A 19,349-nucleotide genomic window follows, 5' to 3' on the forward strand; every position below is an offset into this window, starting at 1 on the left:
TCCATGTCATTAGAAAACACGAAGGTATTGATGCTTCATGGATCTTCGGATTTGTACGGTGCCAGTAAGATATTTTTACTGACAGCAAGCTTGTTGAAGAAAAACGGAGCCGCGGTAGTGGTGGTATTGTCCGAAGACGGTCCCCTGGCCAGCGAACTCAGGCGGGAGGGGGTCCGGGTTGTGTTCGTTAAGCTGGGCATTATCCGGAGGAAATATTTCAATGCAAGGGGCCTGATAAATCGGGTGAAGGTTTTATTCGCAGCCTATCACCGACTTGCTGCCATGGCAGAAGAAATGGGTGTTACCCACATTTATTCCAATACGGCGGCCGTATGGGTGGGGGCGATCCTGGCGAGGCAAAAGGGGTATTGCCACATTTGGCACCTGCACGAGATCATTGGCAGACCTGGATGGTTTGCCAGGCTGATGGGGATACTGGTACAACGGGCCGCGGATAAAGTGATCGTGGTCTCCGGAGCAGTAAAAGCGCATTGGGAAAAGTACATAGCGACGAATAAACTCCATTTGGTGTATAATGGGATAGATTATAATCCGTATCTTTACCCCACGACTGATTTGAGGGAACAGTTGGCTATTCCGGAGGAGGCTTACGTGATTGGCATGGTGGGAAGGGTCAACAGCTGGAAAGGACAATCATACTTTTTGGCTATTTCGGAAGAATTAGCTAAAAAGTTTTTAAATTTACATTTTGTTTTGGTGGGAGATGCGTTTCCAGGTGAAGAATACCTGTTCGAAGGGTTAGAGCGAAAAATATTGGAAAAGGAGTACAGACATAGAATACACAATCTAGGGTTTAGAAGGGATATTTCGCAGGCCCTGGCTACCATGGATATTTTTATTCTTCCCTCCATTTTGCCGGATCCCTTTCCTACCGTGATTTTAGAGGCGATGGCGGCTGCAAAGCCGGTAGTGGCGACGGGGCATGGGGGTGCGTTGGAGATGATTGCTAATGGGAAAACCGGCTTTCATATTCCCTGGGACGATCCTGTACGGGCTGCGGATACCATCGAAAAGCTTATAGAAAACAAAAACCTAATTGAAAAAATAGGTTTAAATGCGAGGAAGTGTGTTTTGGAAAATTTTTCATTGCCAGCTTATAGCAAGAAGATAGTGGAAATTTTTTCTTGATTTTAGTAAATAAAAGCAGTATGTCAAAAAACAGCAAGCCGTTGCATGTGGCGATTGTAGGAACAAGGGGATATCCGTACGTATACGGAGGATACGAGACGTTTGTAAAAGAAATGGGAGAACGACTGGTCCAACGAGGGATTGCGGTGACGGTCTATTGCCATGCCCCGTTGTTTGAAGAAAAGCCCAAAAAAGTCAATGGAATTAATTTGGTTTACATGCCCTGTGTGGAAACCAAATCCCTGAGTCAGCTTACCAATTCCCTGTTGTCCATGATTCACGTCTGCTTTTCGAAGGTAGACGTGGTCTTTGTTGTCAATAGTGCCAATGGCCCATTCGGTATTCTTACGAAGATTTTCGGGAAACCCTCGGCCATCAACGTGGATGGGCTGGAATGGCTCCGCCCGAAGTGGAAAGGTCTCGGCGCCCGGTACTACCTGTTTGCTTCCCGTCTCGCCACTAAACTCTACGATCAGCTGATTACCGACTCCGACGAGATGGAGAAAATCTACCTGGAAAAATTCAACGCACCCTCCAAAATGATTGCTTACGGCGCCAATCCCCGGGCATCTTCCGATAGCACGACAATCGAGACCTGGGGTCTGCAGAAGGAGTCCTATTATTTGATTGTGGGCCGGCTGATACCCGACAACAATGCGGACCTGATCGTGGACGGTTTTGTGCGGTCCAACTCCAAGCGCAAGCTGGTCATCGTCGGCGATGTGCCGTACCACGACCGATTTGCGCAGAAAATGAAAAGCATTCCGGACAAGCGGCTGGTATTTACCGGTTACGTACGGGATCAGGAACAACTGGCTGCCTTGTACCACAACTGCTACGCTTATTTCCACGGGCACGAGTATGGGGGCACCAACCCGGCCATGCTTAAAGCGCTGGGATACGGCTGCGCAATCCTGGCGATGGACACCCGGTTTAACCAGGAGATGCTGCAAAAAGGAAAATACGGATGGTATTTTGACAAAAATACCCAATCGGTGGTTCAGATTATTGATAGGGCCGAGGCTTCTCCGGAAAAAATGGAGTCTTTGCGCAACCACTCCCGGGAAGGGCTGACGCAGAAATACAATTGGGATGCGGTCACCGATGAATACGAAACCTTATTTAAGGTGCTATGTAAACGAAAGCTTAAAGAAAATCTGGTAGAAATTAACTACTGATAAAACGCCTGGCTATGCCGGGCTTTTTTTTGCCCAATGTGTGGAAGACGAAGGACTTATTTAGTCCCAGTACCTTTTCAAAATAGATGCTGGATTCCGGGAAAAGCTTCTTCATTTCTTCCAGGGACAGTAGGCGGATTTCCTCCAGGTAGCCCTTGGCAAATGCAGGGTCCCATTTCTGCATGCGGCTGAATTTGGTACGTGTTAAAATAAAAAAGGCAAGGGAGTTCGGGAAAAATTGAAAAAAGGGAAGCGCGTAGTGCGGTTCCAGGAAAAAATATTTGTTCGGGGTTTGTACAAAGTAATTTTTACCTACCCGACGAATTTCCCGGGCCATTTTTTTCTGATTGGTGAAGGTATACAGGTGCTCAATGACCGAGTTTGAAAAGACCAGGTCAAACGATTGGTCCCCGAACTGCGAGAGATCCGTAGCATTTCCTGCCAAACTTTGTACATGAGGAAGTCGGGTAGTTTCTTTTTCCAGATTCAGTAATGTGATGCTGATCCGCTCGGGTTGAATAAACGTATGGTTTGCCCAAAAGCTCTCCGTTCCTCCGACATCCAGAATTTTGATTTTTTCCTGATTCCCGAACGTTTCCCGAAAGCAGGTTTCAAAAAAGCGAAATCTGCGCTGCCTGAATCTTCCACCGATTGATTTTGGCTCGTCTGAGGGAGCAAAAAGTCGTTTTATTTGTTGTTTCATTGATTAAATTTCCAACCAGTGTACCTGGAGTCGGTTCAGGCAATGGGGGCGATCAGGTCAATGGCATTTTCCCCGCTATCCATGGCTGAATGGTAATTAATTCCTAATTTTACAACAAAGTTGTGTACTTTGAAGTGAATATCAAAAAATTGGTTGCAGATAATTCGATATTGCAGGTAGTGCGTTAAAAGAAACGGGGAATTGTAGCCAGAGATTGATCAGGTTTTTTGCCTGCTGTGCCCAACCATCGTAGTTGAAATTGATTCATGGCAAAACGTTTTTATAGGTATTTCCCTTTTCTATTTGTAGCGGCGGAGTTGATCGTTCTCTGGATAACGTTGGGCCTGATCACGTTTTTGCTTGCTGAACGTACGGAATCCACACTTCCTTCGGCCCTCTGGGAGTTCGGTTTGTTTGGCTTGGTCTGGGTGCTGGTTTTGCTTTTTAGAAAGGACTACAAAATCGGTCGCACGTCCCACTACTGGGACACCCTCAATCAGTTTTTTCTATCCTTCGCCTGGGGGCTGCTTGTTTTCTTTTTGCTACGCGAGCAGCTAGCGGTTGGTTATGGAAAGGCATTCGGGTTTTATGTGTATCCACTGAGCCTCTCTTTTTTGGCATTTTTCCGGGTATCGGTACACGCAGCACTTCGGCGGTACCGACGGAGCGGAAGAAATTACCTGAAAGCGGTTATTTTGGGAAGGGATCAATTGAGTATCCGGCTGGCCCATACCTTGCAGACCAACAAAGCCTTGGGTATCAAATTCCTGGGGTTTTACGATACCAAGTGGGGGGGAGAGGAAAGTCTGGGGGATGTAGCGCATTTTTTTTTACCGGAAGCAACAGAAGCGCTCGATCTGGTGTACTTAAGCCAGGAAATTTCCCCGGAGTTGGTGCGAAAAATCGTGGCACATGCAGATGAAAACCATATAAAAGTTAAAATCATCCCTGGTCCTCATTTGCAATGGAACAAAGAGATGTCCTTCAGCAGGTACGGGTCATTTTTGGTGGTCAATGTCAATGAAATACCACTGGATCGCTTGATGAATCGGGTTTTTAAACGTGTTTTTGACCTTGTTTTTTCCCTGATTGTATTGGTTTCGGTGTTGAGCTGGCTCATTCCACTGGTGGCAGTGTTGATCAGGTGGGAATCCAAAGGGCCGGTATTTTTTCTTCAAAAACGAACCGGGCTCAACAACCGGGAGTTTTATTGCATAAAATTCCGGACCATGTTGGACAATCCATGGGCCGATACCCTTCAGGCGACCAGAAACGATCCCCGTGTAACCCGGGTTGGAAGATTTTTGCGGCGCTTTTCCCTGGATGAGCTCCCGCAGTTTTTCAATGTAGTAAAAGGCGATATGTCGGTGGTAGGCCCCAGACCCCATACGGTGCCAATGAACCAAGAATTTAAAAAACGACTGGACTATTACGACAACCGGCACCGGATAAAGCCGGGAATCACCGGATTGGCGCAGGTGCTGGGGTACCGGGGTGAAATAGCGAACCTTTGGCAGATACGTTCAAGGGTTCGGCTCGATCATTTTTACATACGCAATTGGTCCTTTTTTCTGGATGTGCGCATTGTTTACAAAACCATGGGCGAATTAATTGCCCGAAGAGACGAAATCTATTGATGGATGCATACAAATGCCTGATCTGCTTTAGTGCTATGCAAGGTCCGGTTTACCAGGTAAGCGAGATGATGTTTGGTTCGGGTGAACGCTTTGCGTACACCCAATGCCCCGAGTGCGGAACCATCCAACAGCTTTCTCCCCCTACGAATATGGGTAGCTACTATCCGGCGGCATATTATTCCTTTACCGGGTTGTCCCGTTCCACTGTACCCGTGCGCTGGATGAAGAAGATCAGGCTTGTCTTGTACCGTGCTTCTGGACTTTCCCTGTTCCGACCGGTTTACGAAAACTGGCTGCACCACCTGGCTGCCCGGGAAAGCGATCAAATTGCAGACATAGGCTGTGGAAATGGTCAGCTGTTGTACGAAATGCATGCCAGTGGATACAAACACTTGTCGGGGTTTGACCCCTTTTTGGCGGAGCCCCTGCGCGTTGCCAGCGGCTTGGAATTGTTTAAACTAGAGCTGCACCAGATTCTGGGAACCTTTCAGGTGATCATGTTGCATCATGCGTTTGAACACATGCGGGACCCCGATGCCTCCTTTGCCAAACTTGCCAGCTTGCTACAACCTGGAGGAAGGCTGCTGATTCGTGTACCCGTTTCGGACGGAGAAGCCTGGTCTATCTTTCGTGAACACTGGGTGCAGCTAGATGCCCCGAGGCATTATTTCATACCCAGCGTCACCGGCATGGAACGGCTCGCCCGGCGATACGGTTTGGAACTTTTTCGTACCGAATTCGACAGCACCTCCTTTCAATTTTGGGGAAGTCAGCGGTACCGGGACGGCGCTTCGCTATCCGACAGGAATCCTTCGAAAATTCCTTCTGCCGAACAGATGCGGGACTACGAACAAAGAGCGAAACTTTTGAACCAAACGCAAAAGGGAGATCAGGCTGCTTTTTATTTTCGGAAACCCATCTAGCAACCGCTTCCGTCACAAGCGAAACAATGCTTCGAAAAAGCTCATGTTTTCACCCGGTTCTTTCATGACCAGCATGGGTATTTCGTGGTTGGTGTTGACCAGTTTTTCGGCTACACTACCCAGCAATACCGCGGCTGATTTGGTTCTTCCCCGGCTACCAATGATCAAAAGATCCACGCCGACCTCCCGGGCATGCTGCATGATGTTATCGGCTTCGTCTTTGGCATGACGCAGGATAAATTCACAAGGAAAATCAGGCAAGTTGTTTTCCGCTAGAAACTTTTTGTAGTCTTTTTTAGCGTTTTCCAACATGATCGCAGAAAATTCCTCAAACGATTTCCCGGTCTTGCTGTAGCCACGCGGCACCTCGTATAAATGGCAACATTGGATTTCAGCCCCTGTCTTTGCTGCAATTCCGGTAGCCAGGGAAATACTAACCACGGAGTGCCGTGAAAAGTCGATAGGTAAGAGGATCTTTTGAAAACTGCCTCGGCTGTATGCGGCAGGAAGCAACAGTACCGGGTGCGGATACTTTTGGGATAGATTGTTTACCAGCGAATCGGAAGGGGATTTCCCTTTCTTTCTTCCCATCACCAGCAAGTCAATGTCCTTGATTTTTCCCCATCGCAACATGGTTTCCTGGGCATTTCCTTCTTTGACAATGATTTCATACGGAATCTCAAGGGCAGGTTGCACCTTTTCCAATTCGTGTTCGATTTCCGAAGCAATGGTCTCGTCCACCGGAGCGATCAGATCCGGATAGGACTGGCTTACTTCCTCAGGCAAAATCAGATTTTTTGCGACATGAACAAAATACACTTTTTCCATGCGAAAAATCGGTGCTAGCGATTTGATCTGATTGATCAGGGTCTCATCCATCGGTGACAGGTCCAAGCCTACCATTGCTTTTTTGAATTGACTCATTGGTATTTCCCTTTATTGGTCGTTTTTATGACGTGTGAATAGGTCTTAAAATTAGGAATTTAACCTTTTGAGTACTTCTTTTCACGTTTTTTTTATTCAAATTTCGAAAAATAAGAGAGCACCGGTCGCAGACAGGTCCGTTTCTTTGTGCAGAATAGTCAGCCAATGCCAAAACCAATTCGGAAATATTTTATTGCCATCGTTCCCGAAGATCCGCTGCGGGAGGAAATTTCGGCCTTGAAACAAGCGATTAACGATCGGTTTGGTTTCAAATTTGCTCTGAAGTCACCTCCGCATATTACCCTTAAAATGCCGTTTTCTCACAACGAGAACAAAGAGCAGCACCTCGCCAACCGGTTGAGGCGGTTTTTTGAAGCGGAAAAGCCTTTCTCGTTGGGGTTGTCAGGCGTCGGGCATTTCGGCATGCGAGTAGCCTACCTGCGTGTAGATGGGCCACCGGATTTACCAGACCTGCAAGCGCGCCTGGTCCGGTTAGGAAAGCGGCAACTGGGCCAACAGATTGAGTTGAGCGATTTGAATTACCAACCCCATCTTACCGTTGCGTTTCGGGATATAAAAAAGGAGCGGTTTGAAGCCTTGATGAATTTTCTTCGGCAGCGATTTGAAACACGGCAAATGGACGTGCAGCGAGTAGCTTTATTAAAAAAAGCAGGATCCGTGTGGGAAGTGCTGGACTGGTTTGAATTAAAGGGCTAGGGTTTGGTTTATTAGGAGGCACACGGGGCCGGAACCGGCAGCTACCGGATTGGATTTATAGAAATTATACTTTTTTTAAAAATTATGATTATTCTGTAAAAAAGATCACTACCTATATTAAGTTTGGTTTTTCATGTTTTTATCGGGAAGATACTGTTAACATACTGTTAAGTAAATTCGCGTTGTAGGCATATTTAACAAATTTTCACTGGTAAAATGGTGACTAATCAAATAAAATCAATCAGGGAGTATCGTCTATGGTTCGAAAAAATCATTTAAAAGACATATAAGATCATCAAATAAAATAATATTTTCTAAAAAATAACAATAATAATCAATTTATCTATAATTATTCAAGTAAAACGAAAATTCTTCAACATCCCCATTTTATTTTTCTTCTAGAATACAAAATATTTTTGATTGAGGTTTGCACTATGATTTAGCAATCATTTTGTGTTTATAAATAAATTAATGGAATATTGCACTTTAATTATTGTTAAAAAACCTAAATCTATTTATTCAAATGAAGCGAGTTTTACTTAGCTTGGCATTCGTGCTAGTGGCGGTAATCTCCCTTAAGGCTCAAAGTAGGACGGTGACCGGTACGGTCACTTCCGAAGAAGAGCCACAGGGGATACCCGGTGTGAATGTGAGCGTAAAAGGTACCATGGTAGGGACAATCACAGATATTGATGGTTCCTATTCATTGACGGTACCCGAAGGGTCCGATGTGTTGGTATACAGTTTTGTGGGTTTTTTAACCCAGAAGAAAACCATTGGGAATCAAAATCAGCTGGATGTGTTTCTGGAGCCAGATGTGAAGACCTTGGGAGAAGTGGTCGTTGTGGGCTATGGTACGCAGTCGAGCAAATTATCCCTGCAAAGCATTTCTACCCTCGACAATTCGCAGATCGAGCGTATGCCCGTGTTTACTGCACAGGAAGCCTTGCAAGGCCAGGCAGCCGGCGTGCAGCTTACCGGTACTTCCGGAGTGGGCGGTTCGCAGCAAAACATCCGAATTCGTGGCGTGGCCTCGCTCACAGCGGGTGGTTCGCCGTTGTTCGTGGTAGACGGCGTGCCCCTGAATGACGGAAGTAGCGACGACTATTCCAATACGTCCGGAGCGGTGGCTTTGAATCCACTGATGGAACTGAATCCAAACGAAATCGAGTCCATCTCGGTGTTGAAGGATGCATCGGCAGTTGCCATTTACGGTTCCCGGGGTGCAAACGGTATCATCTTGATTGAAACAAAGAAGGGAAAAAGCGGGCAGTCCAAAATCAACGTGGATTACTACCAGGGGATCCAAAATCCCACGACCGTACGTCCCTATATGTCCTTGCAACAATACAACGAATACCGCTCTCTTCGTACGGGCACGCCGATCACGGACCTGCCGCAGCAGGGATTCGATTGGCCAGATGCGGTAATACAGCAGGGAGCCATCTCTAACCTGAACCTGAGTGCGTCGGGAGGGAGCGATCGGACTACGTATTTCATTTCCGGAACCTATTTCAAACAGGATACGTATGCGATCGGAAACGAGCTCGACCGATTTAACGGTCGTCTGAACATGACCCACGAGTTTTCCGACAAGGCCCGTTTTGGTGCCAACATCGGGTTGGCCAAAACCTATAACGACCGGATCAATTCGGATAACAGTACGTACGCGCCACTTACCTCAGCGTTTCTGCACTTGCCCTACAATCGTCCCTACGACGAGAATGGAAATTATACCCGTCTTGGATTTGTCCCCAACTTGTTGGCCATTGAAGATCTGGCTATCACGGATTACATCACGCGGCGGACCACTGCCAATACGTTTTTTGAGGTAGACGTACTCCCCGATCTGACATTTCGGACCGACTGGGGGATTGATCAGATTCAGACCGAGGAGACGTTTCGCTATCCGGATATCGTAGAACCCACCGGAAGTGGCTACAAACGCATCATACAGGACTATAAGTGGTTGTCTACCAATACCCTGAATTACCAGAAATATTTTGGAGACCATTATGTGGGAGGACTCTTGGGTTATTCCTACGAACAGTCCGATTTTTCCAGCATCACGGTAGAGGGCTCTGGTTTTGTCAGCGATAGACTGCCCAACGTTGCCTCTGCAGCCACGCCTACCATTACCAGTGCCACGGGTACCAATTGGCGGTTGGCTTCCTATTTTACCCGTTTGAATTACCGGTACGACGACAAATTTTTATTCGAAGGAAGTGCAAGAAGAGATGGATCTTCCCGGTTTGGCGCAAATAATCGGTACGGTACCTTTTGGGCATTGTCGGGCGGATGGATCCTTTCTGAAGAGGGTTTTTTGCAAAACAACAGCTGGCTGGATTTCCTTAAATTAAACGTTAGTTACGGTACCTCCGGTAACGACCGGATCAGTAATTTTGAATCGCTGGGACTCTACCAGGCAGGTACGCTGGGAGATTATGCCGGCAGCCCGGGTATTTATCCCAGCCAGCCAGCAAACCCACTATTGGGTTGGGAGGAGTCGGCACAGTTTGACCTAACCGTCAACGCCAGCCTGTTATCCAACCGATTGGACATTGAAGCATCGGTTTGGAACAAAGACACAGAGGGCCTTTTGCTGGATGTGCCCATTCCCTACACCACGGGTTATGCCAGCCTGACTCAAAATGCAGGATCCATGCGAAACAGGGGGGTCGATCTGATGATCCAGTCCACCAATATCCAAACGCCCTCGTTTGAATGGAGAACGATCCTAAACGCAGGGTTCCTGCAAAACGAAGTTTTGGACCTGCCAGGCGCTTCCAAAGACAACGAAGACCGCCGTTTTGTGGAAGGGTCTTCCAGTCAGCGTGCCATCGAGGGACACCCGGTGAATACGTTTTACCTGGTGCGATACCAAGGGATTAATCCGGAAACGGGTGAAGCGGAATGGTTGACCAAGGACGGAGAAACCACGAATACATACAGCGCCAACGATCGGGTGATTGTGGGTTCGGCGATCCCCAGGCTTTCCGGCGGTTTGACAAATACCTTTACCTACAAAGGCCTGGTATTGTCAGCACTGATCACCTTCGTCGAGGGAAATCATATCATGTACGATGATTTGAGATTCCTAAACAATCCAAACAACCTGAATTCGTTTAACCTGGATCCGCAATTGCTGAATTATTGGACAGACGATAACAGGAACAGTTTTGCTCCCAAACTTAACGGGGATACCCAGTCTTCCTTTGCGCAGCGATCCACCCAGCACCTGAGAAAGGGGGATCATATCCGATTGCGGAATTTATCGCTAACGTACACCATTCCAACCGGGATTATAGAACGTACCAAGATCATCCGAAGCGCCCGGGTATATGGGATGCTCCAAAATTTCTTCACCTTGTCTAACCTCGAAGCGGGTTTGGAACCTGAAGTGAACGATGGTGGAGGAAACAATCAACGGCAGGGAGAGTCCTTCTTTACTCCCGCCCAGGCGAAATCCATTACCCTGGGTGTGTCTTTGGAATTTTAAAACAAGTATCGCCATGAAAAATTTAAAAACAATCGTTTATATAGGCTTGCTCGGAGGAAGTTTGTTTTCCTGTGAAGACTTAGACATCGATCCGCAGCAATCTCTTTCAACTGAATTGGCCTTTGCCGACAAACAAGCCGTCGAAGGCTCGCTATTGGGTGTGTACTCGCTTAGTCAGGAATTTGAAGTTTTCGGATCCCTGCCCCACGTGATTGCTGATTTCCAATCCGATAACGTGGATTTTATCGGGTCCTTTCCGACCTTACAGGACATTCGCCTGTACGCCACGCAATCGGATAATGCCACGATCCGGGATCTTTGGAGAAGGCACTACCGCGCCATCCTGGCAGCGAATGCCGTCATTCAATTCACCCCGGAATCTCCGGATGAATCCCTGACAGCGGAAGAAAGGGCGCAGTTTGTGGCCGAAGCCAGGTTTATGCGGGCCTTGTTGATGTTCCAAATGGTCAATCTTTTCGCGCAACCTGTGCAGGTTGGCGGTGAAGGTGCCACAGGCATTCCCATCGTTTCAGAGGCATTCACTGGCGAAATCATCGGGTATCCCCGAAGTACTGTAGGGGAAGTACACGCATTCATTCTAAGTGATTTAACGAATGCCCTGGATGATTTGCCAGTATCCTACGAGTCGTCGAGCTTCACACGGGGAAGGGCCACGCAGGGAGCCGCCAATGCGCTGCTTTCTCGCGTTCACCTGTACCGCGAGGACTGGCAATTGGCCGCCGATCGTGCGGAAGATGTTTTGGAAAACGAAGCGCTCTATGGGTTGGCTTCCAATTACGATTTCTGGGGTGAAAACAACGCAGAATACGTGTTCTCCATCCAGAATTCGGAGATAGACAATGGACGGACCGGTTCCGGCGGATGGGCTTCGTATTACAACCCAGCAGAAGATGGCGCGAGAGGGGATGCGCCCTTTTCGGAATACTTGCTGGAGTCATACGATCCCACCGATCGACGCTTGACCGAACTCTCCAAAGAAGGGGAAAATGAACGAATGTATACGACAAAATTTCCAGATCCGGTAAACCATTCGGATAATTCGCCCATCATCCGAACCACCGAAGTCGTGCTGAACCGAGCAGAAGCATTGGCTCAACTTGACGGGGTGAATCAGGAATCACTGGATTTGATCAATTTACTCAGGGAAAGGGCCGGACTGTCTGCGGTAGCCGCGGCTGATTTTTCCGGAAAAACGGATTTCGTTGATTTCATCCTCGAAGAACGACGCAAAGAGCTTGCGTTTGAGGGGCACCGGAGAATGGATTTGCTACGCTATGGCAGGGCGTTGCGTCCAGTCGGTGACGAGCAATTTGAAGCCTCTCAGGCAGGCCAGAATAAAACCATTTTGCCCATTCCACAACGCGAGTTGGACATAAACCCGGAATTGGTTCAGAATGACGGGTACAATTAAAACAACGTCTCGCTAAACAGGCAAAGCCACCCTGGAAAAAAACCGGGGTGGCTTTTTCGATACAACCCATGGGGTGGATTAGTCTTCCAGGATCAACAGGCCTTCTAACTTGTCTTTTCGGGTAAGCAGGCTTTTTGGCTTTCGGTTTTTGTAAAAATTGACAATGTTTTGTTGTTCCGGAAAAACATCGATCAGCAGGGAATTGAAAACGGTTACCTGCGTTGGTGGTGAAATTCGTTCCGATTCCAGGTAAAACCAGGCGGCGTCGGCCTCCACCTCATGTCCCAGGTAATGAAGCCGAATGGTATCTCCATCGATCAGAATGCGGTTGTGCGCGAGCAGGTAGCTGGCAACCATACTATCCAGTGCTGCCGGGTCGGCTGGAGCAAGAAAGTCTACTGGCGCCTGGTTTGCGTGGGAAAGGGCTACTTCCAAATCGTCCCAAAATATTTTTTGGGCGATTTCAATCGTCTGATTCCCTTCGTTGTACACCATGTCTGTCAGGCTTATGTAAAAGGGGTGTAGCAGGGACCAAAAAATGAGGAAGACAGGTAGGGGGTTGATTCCAGGCATTTATAGAAAGGATTTTTGTTTTATCTGTGAAATATGCATTAATATTACGACAAAATTTTCGTATCAAAAGTAATAAATCACCCGTTGTATGAGCCAATTTCAGTTATATTTTAATCTGGGAATCCAACACATTCTTGATCTGAAGGGTTTTGATCACATTCTTTTTGTCATTGCACTGGCGGTCGTTTACCTCATGCGGGATTGGGGGAGAATTGTGATTTTGGTGACTGCATTTACGATCGGGCATTCCCTTACCCTGGCATTGGCCACCTTGCAAGTCGTCCGCATCGATACCGATCTGGTGGAGTTTTTGATTCCGGTGACCATCGCGATCACTGCCTTTGCCAACCTGCTCAAACCCCGTCCTTCCAGTGGAAGGGGACTACAAATCAACTATATATTTGCCCTGTTTTTTGGATTGATTCATGGCCTGGGTTTTTCCAACTACCTGCGCTCTTTACTCGGAAGGGAACAATCCATCTTTCAGCCCCTGCTTGCATTTAATCTCGGACTGGAAGTGGGACAGTTAGTCATCGTGATCGTCTTTTTGGTTGTTTCTTCCCTGGCAGTAGGAATATTTGGTGTAAACCGTAAGGAATGGGTTTTGGTGGTTTCCTCCGTTGTCCTTGGAATGGCGATCATGATGTTGTTGGAAAGCAAGTATTGGTAAAAAAGATGCACTTTTGCTTACCATAAGAAAAATAAATGGGGTTAATTGCGTAAATTCCGACCATAGTTTAACTTTTGGGTTCCATGTTATCCCCATCTAAAAATTAATCGTATTTATGAAACGTATCTTCTCCTCATTTCTGGTAGGAATGGCCATTCAAGTGGCCGCCTTTGCTCAGGTGGATGAACAGCGACACGGCAACCGCTTCGAGCAATTGGGTACAATGCTTCGTTCTCCCAATGTTTACCGGACAGCCTCTGGTGCTCCCGGCCACGAGTATTGGCAACAAAAGGCCGATTACGAAATCGAGGTCGAATTGAATGATGCGAATCAATCCATTCGAGGCAAGGAAAAGGTGACCTATTACAACCAATCTCCCGATCCACTCGATTACCTATGGGTGCAGTTAGATCAGAACCAACGGGCCAGCGATTCGGAAACCCCTAAAATGAGCAGCAGCAGCATCCAACCCAAAATGGGTCTGCGGCAGCTACAAGGTATCCTTTGGCACGATCAGGACCTGGGGTTGAAGATTTATTCGGTTACCGATGCAGCGGGAAATGAAATCCCTGCCACGGTCAACCATACCATGATGCGTTTGGACCTGTCTTCGCCCTTATTGCCCGGAGAAAGCGTTTCCTTTCACATCGACTGGAGTTTTTCCATTCACGATCGGATGAGTTTTATTGGCGGCAGACCAGGTTATGAGTATTTTGAAGGCGATGGTAATTACCTGTATACCATGGCAGAATGGTTTCCACGCATGGCGGTGTATTCCGACTTTGAAGGGTGGCAAAACAAGCAATTTGCCGGAAGAGGTGAATTTGCGCTGGTCTTTGGGGATTATAAGGTAGCCATTACCGTACCGGCTGACCACATGGTAGGCGCCACCGGGGTATTGCAAAATCCGGAGGAAGTGCTGAGCGCAACAGAAATGGAGCGCTGGGAACTAGCCAAAAAGACCTTTGATGCCCCGGTCATTATCCGAACCCAGGCCGAAGCAGAAAAGTTGGAGAAAGGGAAAGCCGAAGGAACCAAAACATGGATTTATCAGGCCGAGAATGTGAGAGACTTTGCCTGGACTTCCTCCCGAAAATTTATTTGGGATGCGATGGCCGTATCCTTGGGAGGCAAAGAGGTCATGGCCATGTCGTATTACGCCAAAGAAGCGAATCCACTCTGGGAACAGTACTCTACCCGGGTCGTCGCGCACACGCTGAAGTCCTACTCTGCCCGCACCTTTGACTATCCCTATCCAGTGGCCATTTCCGTAGAAGCGACCAATGGTATGGAATACCCCATGATTTGCTTTAATTACGGCAGGCCCGATACCGATGGCACCTATTCGGAGGCCATTAAGTACGGCATGATTTCGGTAATCATCCACGAAGTTGGTCATAATTTTTTCCCGATGATCGTCAATTCCGATGAGCGACAGTGGACTTGGATGGACGAAGGACTAAATACCTTTTTGCAATTTTTGGCGGAGCAGGAGTGGGAGCGCGAATACCCTTCTCGAAGGGGACCCGCTCATAAAATAGCTCCCTACATGCGCAGCGAAAAGCACCTGCTCGAACCAATCATGACCAATTCCGAGAACATTATTCAGTTTGGACCAAATGCCTATGCCAAACCTGCAACTGCCCTAAACATCCTGCGGGAGACCGTTATGGGAAGAGAATTGTTTGATTTTGCGTTTAAAACCTATGCGCAGCGCTGGATGTTCAAACACCCGACTCCGGACGATTTGTTTCGAACCTTGGAAGATGCTTCCGCCGTGGATTTGGATTGGTTTTGGAGGGGCTGGTTTTTTGGCACCGATCCGGTCGATATTGCCATACAGGACGTCACTTGGTATAAAATTGATAGCAAAAAACCTGCGGAGGTGAAAGCCGACGAGCGGGAAGTATACGAGCGGGAAGAAACGTACATCTCCCGGTTACGGAATGCGAAGGATATTCCGGAAACGGTGGTAGAAAGGGACCCGAAAGCAGCCGACTTTTACAACAGTTACAACCGCTTCAGTGTGGGGCCGGATGATGAAAAAGCGTATCGAGATTTTCTTGCCAGCCTTAGTTCGGAAGAGCGTGCCATGTTGGAGAGTGGGCTAAACTTTTATGAAATCAAATTCGAAAATATCGGTGGATTGGTGATGCCGATCATTCTCGAGTTCCATTACGAGGACGGTACTTCCGAAATCGAGCATATCCCCGCACAGATCTGGCGAATGGATGAATACCAGGTAAGCAAGGTCTTCGCAAAAGAGAAAGTGGTGAAACAAATTGTGCTTGACCCTTATCGGGAAACGGCCGATATTGACGAATCCAATAACTACTGGCCAAGGCAATTTTTGCCGTCAAAGTTCGAGTTATTCAAACAGCAGCAGCCAGCCCGGGGAACTTCCACCGGCCCCAATCCCATGAAAAAGAAAAAATAGCCGAGAATTGACTTCGGCTTTGATCCATACGGTACGTTCTCTCCTCCAGGCAGGGAACGTACCTTTCTTTTTTTTGCATATTCACCGATCCTTCCAAGTCCCTACTCCCGTATACTGCCTGCTGTGCTAACGCTGCGGTTCCCCGGTCTTTATCTATTCTGACCCCAAGCACCCCGTATATTTGTAGGCCCCTTCAGTAAATTCATGTGTAGGGAGATTGGGTGGGTATGGCGCTGCCCGGTATTCAGCAAGGAATTTGTGTCTACGTTGGAGCGGCACGGTACTTGACCTGCGCGTTTCAACAGGATTACAAAATGGAGAAGTATCCATCGCGTAGGGAGGAATACCTATCATCGCGGACAAAAAAAGAGGCAGGATTACCTGCCTCTTTTAAACCGTAAATATAGCTGTAGTCAAAAACTTATTCTTTTGTAGCAAAATCAGGATAGGCATGCATGCCGTGTTCGTTGATATCGAGTCCTTCCACTTCTTCCTGCTCGTCCACCCGGATGCCGGTAGTCTTTTTCAAGATAAAGAACACAAGGAAACTAAAAAGCACACAGAATGCACCGATGGCGCCAATACCGATCAGCTGCGACAAAATCTGCGCTCCACCGGCGAGATCCCCAAAAATACCGACGGCCAGTGTACCCCATATACCGCAAACCAAGTGTACGGAGATGGCACCAACAGGATCATCAATTTTGATTTTGTCGAAGAATACCACACCAAAAACGACCAGTGTTCCGCCGATGAAACCAATAATAACCGATTCTGTCGGAGACATTAGATCTGCCCCTGCCGTGATACTAACCAATCCAGCCAAAATACCGTTTAGAACCATGGTTATATCGTAGGCTTTGAATTTTAGGTAGGAGGCAAGCAATGCTCCAAACGCTCCGGCAGCCGCTGCCAATGCAGTGGTGACAAATACCAGGGAGACGGCGCCAGGGTCGGCAGAGAGTACCGAACCCCCATTGAATCCAAACCAGCCAAACCAAAGTAAAAAAACACCGAAGGTCGCCAGGGGAATGTTGTGTCCGGGGATCGCATTCATTTTTCCATCCTTATACTTGCCGATTCGTGGACCGAGCAGGTAGGCACCGATGACCGCACCCCATCCACCAACAGAGTGGACGATAGTGGACCCGGCAAAATCGTAAAAGGGAGTGGCCATCGCATCCAAGAATCCGCCACCCCATTTCCACATACCGACGATGGGGTAACAAATACCTACGTAGAGCAACGAGAAGAAAATAAACGGGCCCAACTTGATTCGCTCGGCTACTGCACCTGAGACGATGGTAGCAGCAGTAGCGGCAAACATGGCCTGGAAAATAAAATCAGTAAAAAAGGTGTATCCTTCATTGTAAGCAGCACTGTCCCATCCCTCGGGAAGGCTCAACCCCAGGCCGGAAAGCCCAAAGAACCCACCAGAAAAGGCCTCCCCGGGATACATCAGGTTGAACCCAATAAATGCGTAGGTTATTAATCCAAGTGCAGGGATGATTGTATTTTTAAAAAGGATATTGACGGTATTTTTTGCCCGGGTAAGGCCAGCTTCCAGGGCAGCAAATCCCAGGTGCATGATAAACACCAATATGGTGGCCACCATGATCCAAAGGTTGTTAACGGTAAATAATTCCTGATTCATTTTTCGATTTTTTTATAAGTTGGAATAAAATATGGTTAGCAATACGGGCAGCTGCTGCTTATAGCGCTGCTTCTCCAGCGTCGTCATTTCGGATTCGAAATGCTTTTCCCACATCATAGACGAAGATTTTACCATCTCCTACTTCGCCGGTTCTTCCTTCTCTGAGGATGCAGCTGATTACATCTTCTTCCAACTCATCGGGAACAATGATTTCCAGTTTTGTTCGGGGAATAAAGGTGGGTTCGTAGGCCACTCCCCGGTACGTCTGGGTGCGGGCATGTTGCAGCCCCATTCCTTTGACCTCGTAGAAGGTCAAAAATTTTACACCAAGTCCAGACAGGCATTGGTGAATTTCATCAAATTTCGAAGTCCTAATTAATGCTTCAATTTTTTTCATTTTTTCAACAGGGTTAACGTTTTGTTGCTAAATCTATGATTAAAAATTTTGTTTTTTACAAAATTAAAAACCAAAACGGATTTCGCAATTAAATCTAGCTAAAAAATGTAAAAAAACTAGAAAATGGGATCAAATAAGACGTAAACTAGCAGAAAAAGTGAGATTATAAATAACAATACCTTTTAAAAGAGCCTATGCTTGTAAAAAAAATGTTAATCGATAGATTATTAGTTCGTATTAATATCCCTATTTCCCTCATTTTATTGAGCCTAGGTGAATAAAAAAACAGGGGATAGATCTGCGGGAAAGCCCAAAAAAAGTACCTTTGGAAGATAAAATTATTCCTGTAACAGGAATTCATCAGCCATCTTTAATCAAGTATGCATACACCAACACTTTTAATTTTAGCGGCCGGTATGGGCAGCCGGTACGGGGGGGACAAACAGATCGATGGATTTGGTCCGAATCAGGAGACGATTCTGGAGTACTCCGTTTACGACGCCATCCGATCAGGTTTCGGTAAAGTCGTATTTATTGTCAGAAAGGAAATATTGGATGTGGCGAAGGCGATTTTTGTGCCGAAATTTGGCAGTAAAGTCGCGGTAGAGTTTGTCATTCAATCGTTGGATAGCATGGTGCCGGATCGTTACGTTGATCCCGAGCGGAAAAAGCCCTATGGGACGGCGCATGCGCTATTATGTGCGAAGGACGTCATCAACGAACCCTTTGCGGTAATCAACGCGGATGATTTTTACGGAGAAGAGGCGTTTCAAATGCTTTCCGCGTTTTTGCGCAACGAAGTCGGTCCTCAGCTACACTGCATGGTAGGCTACGCGATCAAAAATGTGCTGTCGGACTACGGAACGGTAAGTCGGGGCGTTTGCGAGTCTACGCCCGAAGGGTTTTTGACTGGCATGGTCGAGCGCACGGCAATTGCACGTACTGCCGATGGAATTTTTCATAAGGACGGGGCAGAAAAACTCGAAATTGCTCCGGACAACCCGGTTTCCATGAATTGCTGGGGATTTCATCCGGCAGTTTTTGCACAAACGGAAAAATTGTGGACTTCTTTTCTGGCAGAAAATCAGGGAAACCTCAAGTCCGAATTCTATATCCCAAAAGTGGTCAATTCCCTGATTCAAGAAGGAATTGCCCGAATAAAAATACTGGAGGGGGGCAAAATATGGTTCGGCGTGACCTACGGGCAGGACCGGGAGTATGTGGTGAATGCGCTTCAGAAGCTCCACGCAGCGGGAGTTTATCCCGAAAAGCTCTGGTAGGATCTTCCCGGGCAGGGGTGTCATTGTCGCGTTTTTCTCAGACAAAGCCCCTCTTGCAGCAGGAGAAAACAATTGAGAAAATTTTGTTGAGGGGAAAGAATTTTGCGTAACTTTATTTCGGTAAAGCGTTATAAATAACCTATCTCCCAATGAAATCGATGCTGCCTGTAGGCGAC

General features: G+C 47.3%; 15 protein-coding genes. 10 read left to right on the plus strand and 5 right to left on the minus strand.

Going from position 1 to position 19,349, the window contains the following annotated elements; genetic code table 11:
* The first annotated feature begins 3 nt into the window (after positions 1-3).
* A complete protein-coding gene (locus BMW71_RS08850) occupies positions 4-1,149 on the plus strand; it encodes a glycosyltransferase family 4 protein (protein WP_092172295.1) in 1,146 nt (381 codons plus the stop codon).
* Positions 1,150-1,169: 20 nt separating this feature from the next.
* On the plus strand, positions 1,170-2,327 hold the full coding sequence (locus BMW71_RS08855) for a DUF1972 domain-containing protein (protein ID WP_092172298.1): 1,158 nt from the start codon (positions 1,170-1,172) through the stop codon (positions 2,325-2,327).
* On the opposite strand, the gene BMW71_RS08860 is transcribed toward BMW71_RS08855, so the two are convergent.
* Entirely contained in the window at positions 2,317-3,030 is a 714-nt protein-coding gene (locus BMW71_RS08860) for a methyltransferase domain-containing protein (RefSeq protein WP_092172301.1), read from the minus strand. The genes BMW71_RS08855 and BMW71_RS08860 overlap by 11 nt on opposite strands.
* Positions 3,031-3,296: 266 nt before the next feature.
* Here BMW71_RS08860 and BMW71_RS08865 point away from each other — a divergent pair, with 266 nt between their 5' ends.
* Complete coding sequence (locus BMW71_RS08865) at positions 3,297-4,667, plus strand: exopolysaccharide biosynthesis polyprenyl glycosylphosphotransferase (protein ID WP_092172304.1); 1,371 nt, start codon at positions 3,297-3,299, stop codon at positions 4,665-4,667.
* A complete protein-coding gene (locus tag BMW71_RS08870) occupies positions 4,667-5,590 on the plus strand; it encodes a class I SAM-dependent methyltransferase (RefSeq protein WP_092172306.1) in 924 nt (307 codons plus the stop codon). The genes BMW71_RS08865 and BMW71_RS08870 overlap by 1 nt, the downstream gene beginning before the upstream one ends.
* 12 nt (positions 5,591-5,602) lie before the next feature.
* Here BMW71_RS08870 and BMW71_RS08875 read toward each other — a convergent pair whose 3' ends face one another.
* Positions 5,603-6,514: a universal stress protein gene (locus tag BMW71_RS08875; RefSeq protein ID WP_092172309.1), complete on the minus strand. Its 912-nt coding sequence runs from the start codon at positions 6,512-6,514 to the stop codon at positions 5,603-5,605.
* 165 nt (positions 6,515-6,679) lie between these two features.
* Here BMW71_RS08875 and BMW71_RS08880 point away from each other — a divergent pair, with 165 nt between their 5' ends.
* The 3 genes from BMW71_RS08880 to BMW71_RS08890 all read left to right on the plus strand — a co-directional run bounded on the left by BMW71_RS08880 (position 6,680) and on the right by BMW71_RS08890 (position 12,162).
* Complete coding sequence (locus BMW71_RS08880; protein ID WP_092172312.1) at positions 6,680-7,231, plus strand: 2'-5' RNA ligase family protein; 552 nt, start codon at positions 6,680-6,682, stop codon at positions 7,229-7,231.
* A gap of 523 nt (positions 7,232-7,754) precedes the next feature.
* Positions 7,755-10,730, plus strand: coding sequence for a SusC/RagA family TonB-linked outer membrane protein (locus BMW71_RS08885; protein ID WP_244891123.1), 2,976 nt, complete (start codon positions 7,755-7,757; stop codon positions 10,728-10,730).
* 13 nt (positions 10,731-10,743) lie between these two features.
* A complete protein-coding gene (locus BMW71_RS08890; protein ID WP_092172317.1) occupies positions 10,744-12,162 on the plus strand; it encodes a RagB/SusD family nutrient uptake outer membrane protein in 1,419 nt (472 codons plus the stop codon).
* Between the two features lie 78 nt (positions 12,163-12,240).
* Here BMW71_RS08890 and BMW71_RS08895 read toward each other — a convergent pair whose 3' ends face one another.
* Positions 12,241-12,735: a DUF6702 family protein gene (locus BMW71_RS08895; RefSeq protein WP_092172320.1), complete on the minus strand. Its 495-nt coding sequence runs from the start codon at positions 12,733-12,735 to the stop codon at positions 12,241-12,243.
* An 88-nt stretch (positions 12,736-12,823) separates the two neighbouring features.
* On the opposite strand from BMW71_RS08895, the gene BMW71_RS08900 reads away from it, so the two are divergent.
* Both BMW71_RS08900 and BMW71_RS08905 read left to right on the plus strand, forming a co-directional pair.
* A complete protein-coding gene (locus BMW71_RS08900; protein WP_092172323.1) occupies positions 12,824-13,405 on the plus strand; it encodes a HupE/UreJ family protein in 582 nt (193 codons plus the stop codon).
* A gap of 115 nt (positions 13,406-13,520) precedes the next feature.
* Positions 13,521-15,842 (plus strand): M1 family metallopeptidase, encoded by a 2,322-nt coding sequence (locus BMW71_RS08905; protein WP_092172326.1) that lies wholly within the window; start codon positions 13,521-13,523, stop codon positions 15,840-15,842.
* A 421-nt stretch (positions 15,843-16,263) separates the two neighbouring features.
* Here the strand turns inward: BMW71_RS08905 and BMW71_RS08910 are convergent, their stop codons facing one another.
* Positions 16,264-17,496 carry an ammonium transporter gene (locus BMW71_RS08910; RefSeq protein ID WP_092172328.1) on the minus strand — a complete coding sequence of 411 codons (1,233 nt, stop codon included), beginning with the start codon at positions 17,494-17,496 and terminating at the stop codon, positions 16,264-16,266.
* Positions 17,497-17,554: 58 nt separating this feature from the next.
* Positions 17,555-17,893: a P-II family nitrogen regulator gene (locus BMW71_RS08915; RefSeq protein ID WP_092172331.1), complete on the minus strand. Its 339-nt coding sequence runs from the start codon at positions 17,891-17,893 to the stop codon at positions 17,555-17,557.
* A 380-nt stretch (positions 17,894-18,273) separates the two neighbouring features.
* Between BMW71_RS08915 and BMW71_RS08920 the strand changes: the two genes are divergently transcribed.
* Positions 18,274-19,173: a nucleotidyltransferase family protein gene (locus BMW71_RS08920; protein ID WP_092172334.1), complete on the plus strand. Its 900-nt coding sequence runs from the start codon at positions 18,274-18,276 to the stop codon at positions 19,171-19,173.
* Positions 19,174-19,349: the final 176 nt, after the last annotated feature.

This window comes from Cyclobacterium xiamenense (genome assembly GCF_900109255.1).
Classification (GTDB): Bacteria; Bacteroidota; Bacteroidia; order Cytophagales; family Cyclobacteriaceae; genus Cyclobacterium; species Cyclobacterium xiamenense.